Annotated in this window: 12 protein-coding genes; all 12 read right to left on the reverse strand. The window is 75.7% G+C overall.

The genetic code is table 11. The annotated features are described in order from the left end of the window. Positions 1-65: 65 nt before the first annotated feature. A complete protein-coding gene (locus BJ976_RS06585) occupies positions 66-2,366 on the reverse strand; it encodes a glycosyltransferase (RefSeq protein WP_135028084.1) in 2,301 nt (766 codons plus the stop codon). Beyond that, complete coding sequence (locus BJ976_RS06590; protein WP_135028087.1) at positions 2,363-3,223, reverse strand: hypothetical protein; 861 nt, start codon at positions 3,221-3,223, stop codon at positions 2,363-2,365. The genes BJ976_RS06585 and BJ976_RS06590 overlap by 4 nt, the downstream gene beginning before the upstream one ends. Then, a complete protein-coding gene (locus tag BJ976_RS06595; RefSeq protein WP_135028089.1) occupies positions 3,216-4,967 on the reverse strand; it encodes a glycosyltransferase family 4 protein in 1,752 nt (583 codons plus the stop codon). Before BJ976_RS06595 ends, BJ976_RS06590 begins: the two co-directional genes overlap by 8 nt. A 3-nt stretch (positions 4,968-4,970) precedes the next feature. Next, positions 4,971-6,227, reverse strand: coding sequence for a UDP-N-acetyl-D-mannosamine dehydrogenase (gene wecC, locus BJ976_RS06600; RefSeq protein WP_135028090.1), 1,257 nt, complete (start codon positions 6,225-6,227; stop codon positions 4,971-4,973). A gap of 88 nt (positions 6,228-6,315) precedes the next feature. Continuing rightward, complete coding sequence (locus tag BJ976_RS06605) at positions 6,316-7,503, reverse strand: glycosyltransferase (protein ID WP_184231837.1); 1,188 nt, start codon at positions 7,501-7,503, stop codon at positions 6,316-6,318. Then, positions 7,493-8,743 carry an LCP family protein gene (locus BJ976_RS06610; RefSeq protein WP_229667095.1) on the reverse strand — a complete coding sequence of 417 codons (1,251 nt, stop codon included), beginning with the start codon at positions 8,741-8,743 and terminating at the stop codon, positions 7,493-7,495. The genes BJ976_RS06605 and BJ976_RS06610 overlap by 11 nt, the downstream gene beginning before the upstream one ends. 64 nt (positions 8,744-8,807) lie before the next feature. Beyond that, entirely contained in the window at positions 8,808-9,719 is a 912-nt protein-coding gene (mutM, locus tag BJ976_RS06615) for a bifunctional DNA-formamidopyrimidine glycosylase/DNA-(apurinic or apyrimidinic site) lyase (RefSeq protein WP_135028094.1), read from the reverse strand. A gap of 6 nt (positions 9,720-9,725) precedes the next feature. Further along, positions 9,726-10,457, reverse strand: a complete 732-nt coding sequence (rnc, locus tag BJ976_RS06620) for a ribonuclease III (protein WP_135028096.1) — start codon at positions 10,455-10,457, stop codon at positions 9,726-9,728. A 1-nt stretch (position 10,458) separates the two neighbouring features. After that, positions 10,459-10,662, reverse strand: a complete 204-nt coding sequence (gene rpmF / locus BJ976_RS06625) for a 50S ribosomal protein L32 (RefSeq protein ID WP_135028097.1) — start codon at positions 10,660-10,662, stop codon at positions 10,459-10,461. A 2-nt stretch (positions 10,663-10,664) separates the two neighbouring features. Continuing rightward, positions 10,665-11,237, reverse strand: coding sequence for a YceD family protein (locus BJ976_RS06630; RefSeq protein WP_135028099.1), 573 nt, complete (start codon positions 11,235-11,237; stop codon positions 10,665-10,667). 153 nt (positions 11,238-11,390) lie between these two features. Beyond that, a complete protein-coding gene (gene galU, locus BJ976_RS06635) occupies positions 11,391-12,302 on the reverse strand; it encodes a UTP--glucose-1-phosphate uridylyltransferase GalU (RefSeq protein WP_135028101.1) in 912 nt (303 codons plus the stop codon). Between the two features lie 68 nt (positions 12,303-12,370). Further along, the gene (coaD, locus tag BJ976_RS06640) at positions 12,371-12,856 is read right to left on the reverse strand and encodes a pantetheine-phosphate adenylyltransferase (protein ID WP_135028103.1); all 486 of its coding nucleotides are present in this window, start codon (positions 12,854-12,856) and stop codon (positions 12,371-12,373) included. Between the last annotated feature and the right edge of the window lie 44 nt (positions 12,857-12,900).

The following is a 12,900-nucleotide window of genomic DNA, read 5'->3' on the forward strand; positions in this document are numbered from 1 at the left end:
GACCCTACCGCGCTCGGCCCGGAATGCCCCGACCGCCGTCGGCGGCGGGGCGATCCCGACCGGGCTCAACCCAGGCCGAGCGCCTCCGCCCACGCGCGGGCCACGGAGCGCTCGTCGAACGCGAGCACGCGCTCGCGCATGCGCTCGGACCACTCCAGCCTCCGCTGAGCGTCCTGGGTCAACTCCAGGATCCACCGGGCGGCGGCCTCGCTGTCCGGATGGACGAGGTCCGCCCCGAACACGCCGGCGGCGCCCGGCCGGTCCCAGATCACCGGGATCGCCCCGGCGGCCATCCCCTCGGCCGGGGCCAGGTGGAAGCTCTCCACGGAGCTGGGCGAGAGGACCCACCCCATGCGCCGCAGCCACGTGCCCATGTCCGCGCCGAACGGCTCGAACGCCACGGACCGGTGGAGGTCCTCCGCCCCGAGCCGGGCGAACAGGTCCAGGTACCCCTCCCTCTGGAGGGGCTTGTGCCACTCGTGCCGGTACTCCCAGGGCATGCGGCCGCGCACGTGCAGGGTGAACCGATCGTCCTCCGCCCGCAGGGTGCGCAGCAGGTCCAGGGCACGGTCCAGGCGCTTGCGCAGGGGCACGATCCCCACCAGACCCAGGCGGAACTCCGCGCCCGCCAACGGCTCGCGGGACAGGTCCGCCACGGAGACGGCGTTGGGGATCACCCGCACGCGCGCCGGGTCCGCACCGAGAGCCGCCACGGTCAGGTCCCGGTAGTGGTCCGACACGGTGATCAGGGTGTCCACCGCGTCCAGGTCCAGATCCCGCAGCCATGCGCCGCGCAGCTCGAACATGTGGAGGCGGACCGCGAGGCGCTGCCCCGCGCGCTTGTGCCGGGCGTACCACACCGCGTTGGGTCCGGCCCACTCGCACAGCACCACGTCCGCCCACGCGACGTGCTCCCGGGAGGCGGACTCGTCATGCCGGTGCAGACCCGCCCACGCGTCGATCCTCAGCTCCACGCCCGGATGCGCGCGGAGCAGGTCGAGCAGCTCGCCGGCGAACTTGAGGTCGTGACCCGCCACCAGCACGCGCAGCGGGCGGCCCCCCGCCGCGCCTCGCGCCGCAGGAGCAGCGCCCGGCGCAGCACCCGGCACGACGCGCTCGAGGTAGCCTCGCAGCACCTCAGCGCGGGCCGAGACCCGGTACGGAGCGGCGGCGGCCACGGCACGCTCGGCGAGCGCGCCCAGGCGCGGCCGGGCCTGCGCCAGGAGCCGGGCCACGCCCTCGACGGAGTCGGTGTGCGGGTCCACGAACAGCGGCCAGTCCGCCCCGAGCAGGCGTTCGTGCGCCGCGGTGCGGTTGAGCACCGGGGGGACGCCGAGGGCGCAGGACTCCAGGACCTTGGTGGACATCTCGAGGCTCACGTCCAGGGCCGGGGACCGCCAGCTCAGGGCCACATCGGCCCGGGCGGTGCGGTCCAGCGCCTCTGCCCGCGGCACCCCGCCGGTCCAGGTCACGCCGGCGTCCGGAGCCTCCATGAGGGCGTGCATGCGTCCGTTGAACGTGGGGTCCGCCTTCTCATGGTGGACCTTGTCCCCCACCATCGTCAGGTGCGCGGGGACGCCGTGGCCCGCGAGGGCGGGCACGAGGGCCGGCATCAGATCGGTCCGCCAATCGCGGGCGAACTTGCCGGTGTAGACCAGCTGCAGGGGACGGCCGGCGTCGGAGTGCGCGGCGGCCTCGCCGTGGGCCCGGGCCTGGGCGGCGGAGGAGACGAGCGCGTCCGGGATCATCGGGGTGAGCACGAGCGTGCGCCCGGCCGCCTCCGGCACGAAGGCTTCCAGCACGGCGCGGGCGTCCTCGGTCTGGGCGAGCATCACACGGCTCGCGGCGGCGATCTCGCGGACGGTCTTCAATTTGACGGGGGCCGCGGACGTGGCCGGGTAGCCGAGCTCGGTGACGTAGGACCACAGCCGGCCCGGGAACGCGCCGCGTCGAGCGGCCTCGGCGCACAGGTGGATGCCGCGCACCATCACCACGTCCGGGTGCACCCGCTCGGCGAGCTCCTCGAGGACCTCGACGGCGCGGGGGCGGTCCATCTGGTCCTTCCCCGGTTCAGGGCGGGCCTCGTGCAGAGTGACCCCGGCGAGCGCACGCAGGCCCGCGGTCAGCACGTCGCGGCGCTCGTGCGCCTTGAGCTGGACGTGGACCTCGGCGCCGGCGGCCACCCAGGTCTCGGCCATCGAGCCCAGCCACACGGCGGAGCCGTCCAGGACGTTCAGGTCGACGTCCCCGTACAGGAGGACCACGGGGCCCTCCCCCGCACGCGGTGAGGACGGCGGACCCGTCTCGGCCGAGGCGTCCGGCGCCGTCTGGTCGTCCAGGGGGGTCGGGTCGAATGCGGTGCTCATGCGTGGTCCTCCCGGGTGGTGGGACGGAGGGCGGGCTCGGCGTCGTGGAGGACCGCCAGGACCACGTCCGCGACGCCCCGCGGCGCGTCCGTGGGGTCCTCGGTGTAGTGGATCGGCGGGGCCGGGTCCAGGACGTCGAGCGCCTGGACGTCGGGGTGCGCCAGCAGTGTCGGGGCGCCGAGGTGGCTGCGCCGACCCGTGCCGGCCGCCAGCCACGTGGTGACGCCGCGGGCGGCCCCCTCCTCGACGGCGGCCATCACCTCGCGCAGCAGCCCCACGCCCTCGGCGTCCAGGGCGCCGCCCCACACGCCGGTGAACCCCTCGAGGTCCAGGACGGCGACCTCCACGCGGCCCATCACGGCCCGCGCCGTGCCGGGCACGAGCGGCTCCACGGCGTGTCCGGCGGCGATGAGGGCCGCCTCGAGGGCGGGGCGCGCGAGGACCGCCACCCGCCGCCCCCCGCCGGCCGGACGGGACCGGTCCGGGTGCGCCCCGTGCAGGGCGCGGTCCAGGCGGGCGGCGGCGCCGGCGTCGTCCCGGACGCTCGCCGCGGCACGGCCGGCGACCTTCACGCCCTCGGCCTTGGCCTCGACCAGCAGGTCGAGCGGGTCCATGGCCGGCGCGGGCCGTCCCCGCCCGCGGCCTCGGCCCCGACCCCGGGGGGCGTTCGGGTTGCGCGGGGCGATGCGGGCGGCGGCCCGCACGCGCACGGAGACCGGCTCCGGGAGGGCGCGGACCGCGCGGGCCACGCGGCGGCGCACCTCCGGGCTCAGCTCGGGCTCCACGCGGCGGCGGGCGGCGCGCAGGACGCGCCCGCCGGCGCTCACGACACGGCGGGGCAGCGGCTTCTCAGGCATCGGTCACTCCCAGGGACGAGTACAGGTCGCGGTATCGGGCGGCGTTGCCGGTCCAGGTGCGGGTGGCCAGGGCCCAGTCCCGGCCGGCGCGGCCCAGGCGGTCGGCCTCCGCCGGCCGGGCCAGCAGGTCGGCCAGGACCTCGACGAGAGCGTCGAGGTCCTCGGCGCGGAACAGGCGGCCCGTGACGCCGTCCTCGACCAGCTCCGCGAGCGCGGGCAGGTCCGAGGCCACCACGGGACGGCCGACGGCGGAGGCCTCCACGGACTTCATGGGCGTCACCGTGCGGGTGACGGCGAGGTCCCGCCGCGGCACGCAGAACACGTCCAGCGCGGCGTGGTGCCACAGGACGTCCTCGCGCGCCACCCGTCCGGGGACGTCGCAGATCCCGGCGATCCCCAGGCGCTCGGCGAGCACGCGCAGGCCGGGGAGCGCGACGCCGTCGCCGGCGATCCGCAGGCGCAGCCGAGGGTGGTTCGGGGCGAGGCGGGCCACGGCGCGCAGGAGCAGGTCCAGGCCCTCGTAGTCGACGATCGAGGACACGGTGCCGACATACTGGGCGTCCGGGTCCAGACCGAGGCGCGCTCGGGCGTCCGCGCGGGAGGGCGGCTCCGCCTCGAAGCGGGCGTCCACTGCGTTGGGGGCCAGCACGATCCGCTCCCGGTCCACGCCCTCGGCGATCAGCGCGTCCCGCATGCCCTCACCCAGGGTGACGACGGCGTCCGCGGCGCGGGCGGCCTCGGCCTCCCGGGACGTGAAGGCGGCGTGGCGCGCGGACCCGGCCGCGGCCGGGCCCCGGGTGGAGGCCCACGTGTCGGCGAGCCGGCCGCGGACCTCGTAGACCCACGGGATGCCGCAGGCCTCGGCCACCGCGCGCACGGCCATCGCGTTCACGTAGTGCGTGGTGGTGTGCAGCAGCGCCGGCCGCTCCGCGCGCACCAGCTCCAGCAGCAGGTCCGCGTGCTGGCGCACCCGGGCCGCCTGGCCCTGGGCCAGACGGGACGGCGTCAGGCGTCGGTACGTGATCCCGTCCACGACGTCGACCGCCCGCGCCCACGGCACGCCCACCTGCACAGGGTAGCCGGGGCGGGTCACGGCGGACACGTGGAGTCCGGCGTCGGCCTGGGCGCGCAGGATCGCGTGGCTGCGCTGGGCATAGCCCGAACGGGTGTGGGGCAGGGAGTTGGTGAGCACGTGCAGCACGTGCCCGGGGCGGGGCAGGTATCCGGGCTCGCGGGGCAGCGTGGGCCAGTCGCCGATCAGGGCCTCCCGCTCCCCTGCCATGCGGGCGGCCAGCGCGCGGTTGCGGCGGTGGACGCGGGCGTGACGCACGGCGCCGTCGAGGTCCCCGGTGTGGTGCGCGAGACGGGCGGCCGCGGCGTGCCAGGCGGCGCCCCGGCGGGCCGGCGGGACCGCCTCCAGGACGGCGGCCGCGTCGTCGAACGCCGCCAGGTGCACGAGCACGTCCGCGCGTGCCGGCGCGGACCGGGGGCCGGACGCGGTCGCGAGGCGGTCATGGGCGGCCCGGGCGTCCCCCGCCATGTGCAGTCCCACGGCGGCCGGCACGCCGCCGGCCACGGGCCCCAGGGCCGCCAGTGCCCGCGCAGCCGGGGCGCTCAGCCGGTCCGGCAGACGCCGGGATCCCTGCAGCGCCAGCAGCACCGGGTCGTCCACGGCGTGCTCGGCCACGGTCTGGGCGAGCACGCCGAGGTTGGCCCGCCACGGGACGGGGGACGCGGCACCCACGGATCAGGACTCCGCGTCCGCGCGCCACTGCCCGCGGGTGTCCACCACGCGCTTGCCCTGCACCGCCGGGCCGAGGTGGGCGAAGGCGTCGTGGTCCACCAGCAGCAGGACGATGTCCGCACGCTCCACCGCCTCCTCGGCCGTGACCAGGCGGACGTTGGCGTTGCCCGCGAGCTTCGCCGGCAGCTCCTCGACGTGGGGCTCGACCACGAGCACGTCGGAGCCGGAGAACTGGTCCGCGAGGTCGTGGGCGATGGTCAGGGCCGGGGACTCGCGCAGGTCGTCGATGTTCGGCTTGAACGCCAGGCCCAGGGCGGCCACCACGGGGGCCCGGCCGGTCTGTTGCTGCACGTCGAAGGCGGCGGCCTTCACCTGGTTGATGACCCACTGCGGCTTGGCGTCGTTGATCTCACGGGCGGCGCGGATCAGGCGCGCGGTCTGCGGGGCGGCGTCCACGATGAACCACGGGTCCACGGCGATGCAGTGGCCGCCCACGCCCGGGCCGGGCTGGAGGATGTTCACGCGCGGATGGTGGTTGGCCAGCTCGATGAGCTCCCACACGTCGATGCCCTGCTCGGAGCAGATCACGGACAGCTCGTTGGCGAACGCGATGTTCACGTCCCGGAAGGAGTTCTCCACGAGCTTGGCCATCTCCGCGGTGCGGCAGTCGGTGAGCAGGATCTGGCCCTCGCAGAACGTGCGGTAGAGCCGCTCCGTGCGCGCGGCGGCCTCGGGGGTGGAGCCGCCGACGATGCGGTCGTTCGTCACCAGCTCGATCATCACGCGCCCCGGGAGCACGCGCTCCGGGCAGTGGGCGAAGTCCAGGCCGGCCTCCCGCAGGTCCGGGCGCTCGCCGTAGATCACCTCGGCCATGTGCTCGGTGGCGCCGGGGGGCGAGGTGGACTCGAGGATGACGAGCTCATCGCCGGTGAGCTGCGGGGCCAGGCCCCTCGCTGCGGCCTCGATGTAGGACAGGTCCGGGGCGTGGTCGTCCTTGAACGGGGTGGGCACGGCCACGATGTAGGCGTCGGCCTTCGGCGTCTCCTTGGACGCGGTCAGCAGACCCTTCCCCACGGCGCGCTCCACGAACTCCCCGAGGTCCGGCTCGACGAACGGCACCCGGCCGGCGTTGACGGCGTCCACCGTGCGGTCCGACACGTCCACGCCGTGGACGCGCACGCCGTTCTCCGCCAGGATCGCCGCGGTCGGCAGCCCGATGTAGCCCAGGCCGATCACGGCCACGCTCGAGATCTCGCTCATTCCGTTCCCTTCGCTCGCGGGGCCGGCCGCGGACGCGGCGTCCGTGCCGCGGCCGGGGCCGACCCGTCGTCCCGTCCAGTCTCGCATGTCAGCGCACGAGGGAGCGCAGCAGCGCCGCGTACCGTCGGGCGAGCGCAGGCAGATGGCCGTGCGCGGCCACCCAGGCCCGGCCCCCCTGGCCCACCCGGGTGCGGGCGGGGTCGGCGGCCAGCGCCGCCAGGTGCTCGGCGAGGTCGTCGGACCCGGGGCCCACGACGTCGGCCCCACCCGCGTCCTGGAGGATGCGCGCCGCCTCGCCGGCCACCTGTCCGGTGACGTGCCGGCCCGAGGCCAGGACCTCGTACGTCTTCGAGGGGACGGTGTGGCGGAAGCTCGCCCAGTCCGGGCGCAGGCACACCACGAGGGTGTCCGCCCACGCGTAGTGCTCGGACACGCCCGAGCCCGGCACGGCGTCGAGGAACTCCACGCCGGCGTCCAGCCGCGCGTCGAGGGCCTGCAGGGCGGTCTGTCGGGTGCCCCCGCCCACGATCCGCACGCGGACCCCCGGATGGGTGCGGCGCAGTCGGGCCGCGGCCGCCACGAGGCGCTCGAGGCCCTGGCTCTCCCCCAGGTTGCCCAGGTACAGCACGCGCAGCTCGCCGGGGGCGCGGTCCCGCGGCGGGGCCACGGGCACCCGGTGCACGTCCACGCCGTTGGCGAGCGCCACGACCCGGCGCATGCCCCGGCCGCGGAGGGTCTCAGCGAAGCCCTCCGTCACCGTCACGACGACGTCGGCCGCCCGCTGCCCGCCCGTCACCACGGCCTCCATCGCGGTGCCGAGCAGCCCCTGGTGGACCCCGGCCTCGTGGGCCAGGTCCGGCCACGCGTCCCGCATCTCCACCACGAGCGGGCGGCGGAGCAGCAGCGCCAGGGCGCGGCCGGCCACGATGGTGGGCAGTGCGGGCAGGGTGGCCACCACCACGTCCGGACGAGGCGCCGCCAGGCCGCGCGGGACGGCCAGGACGGCGTGGATCGCCGCGGCGGCGAACCGGCCGTTGCGGCCGCCCTCCCCGGGCAGCAGCGCGGGAGTCCGGCGCAGCCGCTCCCCGTCCTCGCCGAGCACGGTGCGCACCCCGCCCGGGGTGACCACGTCCACCTCCCAGCCGTCCGCGCGCAGGGCGGCCACCACGGCGGCCCAGCGCCGCGCCGGCGGGGTCCGGTCGGGGCGGTACGAGTGCGTGACCAGGAGCGCACGGGGGGCGCGACCGGTCCGTCGGGTCCCTGGGTCAGCCGTCACAGACGTCCTCCCCCAGCGCCGGCGCCGGTCCGTCGGATGCCTGCTCGGCGGGGTTCTGCTGCCCGGTGGCGGCGATCACGCCGGACACGGCGCGGGCGGGCAGGACGGCGGCGGGGACCACGGCCGTGCCGGGCGCCCCGGCGGCGGCCGGCTCCTCCTTGAGGCCCAGCGCCTCGGGGTCGTGCTCGCGCAGGTAGGAGGCGACGTCGTCGCGCGCCAGGGCGTCCACCAGGTCGCTCAGCTTCGCCTCGTCCAGGAGCACCACGTCCTCCCCGTTCGGGCCGGTGCCGAAGCCCTCCCGGGCGACCGTGGTCATGTACAGGTCCTCGGAGTCCACGCCGCGCAGCTGCCAGGCCAGGGACACGACCTCGCCGGAGGTGAGCGAGTCGTCCGCGCTCACGTGCTCGGACAGCGCCGTGACCACCTCGCCGGTGCGGGCGGGGTTGCCCAGGATGCCCGGGCTGAGGAACCGGTCCATCGCCGCGGCCACGAACCGCTGCTGGTTCTGCACCCGGACGACGTCCCCGGCGGCGAAGGCGTGCCGTTCGCGCACGTAGCGCAGCGCCGCGGTGTCCGTGAGCAGGATCGGACCCCGGGGATAGTAGGAGGGGTTGACCTGGCCGGAGGAGAAGGCCTGCGGATTGCACACCCGCACGCCCCCGAGCGCCTGGGTGAGGCCGCGGAAGCCCTGGAAGTCGATCTCCACCAGGTGGTTCACCTCGGCGCCCAGGAGCTGCTCCACGGTGTCCACCGCGAGCGGGTAGCCGCCGATGTCGAAGGCCGCGTTGACCTTGGTCCGTCCGTGGCCGGGGATGTCCACGAGCGAGTCCCGCAGGATGGAGATGACGAACACCTCCTGCCGGTCGGCGGGGATGTGCACCAGCATCATCGTGTCGGAGCGCTGGCCGATGTCCGCCTCACCCTCCCCCTCGCGGGAGTCGGAGCCCAGCAGCAGGACGTCGATCGGGCCGCCGTCGACCTCCGGGAGCGCCCCGGCGTCCACGGTCTGGCGGTTCTCGTCGTAGGTCTGGCCGAGGAACACCGCGTACATGGCGCCGAGTCCGAGCGCGATCACCAGCAGGGAGGCGAGGACCGCCGCCACGATCGGCCAGCGGCGGCGCCGGGGGCGGGCCGCGCGGCGCTCGCGACGGGAGCCGAGGCCGCCCTGCAGGCTCCCGGCGGGGTCGGGCGCGTCCGGGCGCTCCGGAGGGATCCACGGTGGATGCGGGGGCTGGGTCACGCGGAACTCCTGGTCGGTCGGTCCCGACCAGTGTAGGGATCGGGGCGGGGGCTTCCGACGCGGTTCAGCCGGTGACGGTCCGGGTCGAGCGGCGCGGGCGGGGCTGGCACCGTGGGCACAGGTGGGAGGCCCGGTTCATGAACGGCTCCCGGACGATCACGCCCTCCCGGCCCTCGGCGGCGCACCGCCGGCACGCTTGTCCGGTGCGGCCGTAGGCCTCGAGCGAGCGGGCGAAGTACCCGGAGCGCCCGTCCACGTTGACGTACAGGGCGTCGAAGCTGGTGCCGCCCACCGCCAGCGCCCGGCGCATGACGTCCTGGACGGCGGCGAGCACGGCGCGGGTCTGGGGACGGGTCATGCGCTCGGTGGGCCGCTCCGGGTGCAGGCGCGCGGCCCACAGTGCCTCGTCCGCGTAGATGTTGCCGATCCCGGAGACCAGCGTCTGGTCGAGCAGGGCCCGCTTGAGGGTGGAACGGCGTCGGACGAGGCGACGGTGGACCTCGTCGGCGTCGAAGAGCGGGTGCAGCGGGTCCAGGGCGATGTGCGCCGCGGAGGCGGGGACCGCGTCCCCCGAGGCCGGGTCCTGCACCACGGGGTCCAGCCACCAGCCGCCGAAGATCCGCTGGTCCACGAACCGCAGCTCGTGGGCCGAGCCGTCCGCGGAGCGCACGGGCAGCCGCAGGCGCAGGTGACGCTGGTCGGGCGCGCCGGGATCGTCCACCCGGACCTGCCCGGACATGCCCAGGTGCACCACCACGGCGTCCTCGCCCCCGGCCAGCGGCAGCCACAGGAACTTGCCACGCCGCGCGGGTTCGGCGAGCTCCGCGCCGGCCAGCCGCTCCCGCAGGGCGCCGGCACCGCCGGGGCTGCGGCGCACGGAGCGCGGATCCAGGACCGCGAGCTCGCCGGCGGTCGCCCCGGCGGCCCACCGGGCCATGCCGCGGCGGACCACCTCGGCCTCGGGCAGCTCGGGCACGGCGGCTCAGCCCCGCCGCACGGGCAGCGTGGCCTCGAGGGCGGGCCAGCCCTCGGCGGCGGCGTCCCGCTCGGCCTGCTTCTTCGAGCTGGACACGGCGGAGCCGTACGTGCGGCCGCCCACCGTGAGGGTCGCCTGGAAGCGGGGGTCGTGGGCGGGGCCGCGGCCCTCGATCACGTACCGGACCTCACCCAGGCCGTGCCGCGAGGCGGCCTCGGCCACCACGGTCTTCCAGTCGGTGCTCTCCCGCATCAGGTCCGGCTCGTCCAGCAGCGGCATCACGTGCCGGTGGACCAGAGCGGCCGCGGCGACGGACCCGTGGTCGCGGTACACGGCGCCGATCAGGGCCTCGAGGGTGTCCGCGAGGATCGAGTCCTTGTCCGCGCCGCCGCTGCGGGCCTCACCGGCGCCCAGGCGCACGAAGCGCCCCACCCCGATGCGGCGGGCGACCTTCGCCAGGGCCCGGGTGGACACGACGGCGGCGCGCCGACGGGCGAGGTCGCCCTCGCTCAGGTCCGGGTGCACGGAGAAGAGGTGGTCGGTGACCACGAAGCCCAGCACCGAGTCGCCGAGGAACTCGAGGCGTTCGTTGGTGGGCAGCCCCCCGTGCTCGTAGGCGTAGGAGCGATGGGTCAGAGCGCGCTCGAGCGTCCCGGGGGTGATGTGCACCCCGAGACGCTCGAACAGCTCGGCGGGCTCCGGCGAGGCCGGAGCCCGCCGGCTCTGGGAGGACGCCATCTCAGGCGTCGGCGACCTTGCGGCCCTTGTACTCGAAGAACAGGGGAGTGCCGGCGGCGTCGGTCTTCAGCTCCGCCTGGTGCGGCATGCGGTAGGACACGCGGCCGTTCTCCACGGTCTTGACGAGGGCGGGGGCCTCCGCCTTCCACTGGGAGCGGCGGGAACGGGTGTTGGAACGGGACATCTTCCGCTTCGGGACTGCCACGGTTATCTCTCTTCTGTCTCGGTGTTGGAGGTCTCTCGGGTGCCCGCGAGGCCGGCGAGCGCGGCCCAGCGCGGGTCCACCCGCTCGTGGCCGTGCCCGGCGGGCGCGTCCTCGAGCCGGATGCCGCAGTCGGCGCACAGCCCCTCGCAGTCCGGCCGGCACAGCGGACGGAACGGCAGGGCGGTCACCACGGCGTCCCGGAACACGGGTTCCAGGTCCACGGTCTCATGCTCCACGAGCGGCTGCTCGTCGGCCCCCTCGGCGGGCGGCGCGGCGAGGTACAGCTCCTGCAGGTCCACGGTGATCCCCTCGTGCAGCGGCAGCAGGCACCGGCTGCACTCGCCCGTCAGGTCCGCGTGCGCGGTGCCCGTGACGAGCACGCCCTCGTGGACGGCCTCGAGGCGCAGCTCGAGGTCCACGGGGTCGCCCTCGGGGATGCCCAGCAGGGGCAGGGACACGGCCGCCGGGGCGGGCAGCCGCGTGGTCAGCTCACGCTGGAGTCCCGCACCGCGCGCGAGGTCGCGCACGGAGAGCACCCATCCGGAGGTCCGGTCACGGGGCACGGTCGTGTCCATCACGGCTCCTCTTCGTCGGGCGGGCGGGGGTGGTCGTCCCGAGCGGGACGGTCGGTCGGCGGCGGGCACGGGTGTCCGCACGGCGGGACCGACGACCCATCCTACCGGGTCGCGGCCCGCTGTCCAATGCGGGCGGCGGGCCAGCGCGTCGCCTCAGAGTCCGGCCGCGAAGTCCTTGACCCAGGCGCGCAGGTCGGCACCGAGCTCGGGGTGCTCCACCCCGAGCTCCAGGACCGCCTGCAGGTACCCGAGCTTGTCGCCCGTGTCGTAGCGGCGGCCGTCGAACACCACGGCGTGCACGCCGTACCCCTCGCCCTCGCCCGTGGCGAGGGTCTGGAGGGCGTCCGTCAGCTGGATCTCCCCGCCGCGCCCGGGTGCCGTCCGCTCCAGGACGTCGAACACCTGCGGTGCCAGCACGTAGCGGCCGATGACCGCCAGGGTGGAGGGGGCGTCCTCCCGTGCGGGCTTCTCGACGAGGCCGGTCACGCGGACCACGGACGGGTCCTCGCCCGCCACGGGCTCGACGGCGGCCACGCCGTACGCCGAGACGGACTCCTCCGGCACCTCCATGAGGGCCACCACGGAGCCGCCCAGGCGCTGCTGGACGTCGATCATGTCCGAGAGCAGGCTCTCCTGCGCGCCGATGAGGTCGTCGCCGAGCAGCACCGCGAAGGGTTCGTCGCCCACGTGCCGACGCCCGCAGCTCACCGCGTGGCCCAGGCCCAGGGCCTCGCCCTGACGGACGTAGTGCAGGTGGCCCACCAGGTCCGACGCCCGGATGGCCTCGATCCGCCGGGTGTCGCCCTTGGCCGCCAGGGTCTGCTCGAGGCCGGGGTGCCGGTCGAAGTGGTCCTCGAGGGCCCGCTTGTTGCGGCCGGTGATCATGAGGACGTCGGTGAGGCCGGCATCCATGGCCTCGGTCACGACGTACTCGATGGCCGGCCGGTCCACGACCGGCAGCATCTCCTTCGGCATGGCCTTGGTGGCCGGCAGGAAACGGGTGCCGAGGCCGGCGGCGGGGACGACCGCCTTGCGGGTGCGGGGGCGCGGGGACTGCTCGCTCATCGGGTGGTGCTCCTGGGGGCGGGGACGGGGTGGTCGCAGGGGTGGGTCGAGGGACGGCCGGAGAGCGGTCACGGTCCGCCGGGGCCGGTGGCGCGCAGGGCGGAGAGCACGGCGGTGGGCACCATCTCCGAGATGTCGCCGCCGAGGCCGTGGACCTCCTTGATCAGGGAGGAGGACAGGTGGACGTAGCGGGCGTCGGCCGGCAGGAACACCGTCTCCACGCCGGTGAGGTGACGGTTCATCGCCGCCATCGGCGTCTCGAACTCGAGGTCCGGGCCGTTCCGCAGCCCCTTGACGATGGCGCCGGCACCCACCTCGCGGCAGAACTCGGCGAGCAGGCCCGGGCCCATGGCCTGCGCGCTCACGCCCGCCAGGCCGGAGACGGTGGCGCGGATCAGCTCCAGGCGGCGCTCGGTGCTGAACCGGTACCGCTTGGCGGGGTTGTCGGAGACCGCCACGATCACCTCGTCGAAGAGGTTGGCGGCGCGCGCGATCACCTCCAGGTGGCCCTTGTGGAGGGGGTCGAAGGAACCGGGACACACGGCACGGCGCATGGCGCGACCCTATCCCACCCCGGGCCTCCGCCGCCGTCCGGCCA

The organism is Micrococcus flavus (assembly GCF_014204815.1).
Classification (GTDB): Bacteria; Actinomycetota; Actinomycetes; order Actinomycetales; family Micrococcaceae; genus Micrococcus; species Micrococcus flavus.

Coding starts and splice junctions, on each gene's coding strand:
- BJ976_RS06585 (WP_135028084.1), bottom strand. CDS start 2,366: ATGAGCACCGCATTCGACCCGACCCCCCTGGACGACCAGACGGCGCCG.
- BJ976_RS06590 (WP_135028087.1), bottom strand. CDS start 3,223: ATGCCTGAGAAGCCGCTGCCCCGCCGTGTCGTGAGCGCCGGCGGGCGC.
- wecC (WP_135028090.1), bottom strand. CDS start 6,227: ATGAGCGAGATCTCGAGCGTGGCCGTGATCGGCCTGGGCTACATCGGG.
- rnc (WP_135028096.1), bottom strand. CDS start 10,457: ATGGCGTCCTCCCAGAGCCGGCGGGCTCCGGCCTCGCCGGAGCCCGCC.
- BJ976_RS06630 (WP_135028099.1), bottom strand. CDS start 11,237: ATGGACACGACCGTGCCCCGTGACCGGACCTCCGGATGGGTGCTCTCC.
- galU (WP_135028101.1), bottom strand. CDS start 12,302: ATGAGCGAGCAGTCCCCGCGCCCCCGCACCCGCAAGGCGGTCGTCCCC.
- coaD (WP_135028103.1), bottom strand. CDS start 12,856: ATGCGCCGTGCCGTGTGTCCCGGTTCCTTCGACCCCCTCCACAAGGGC.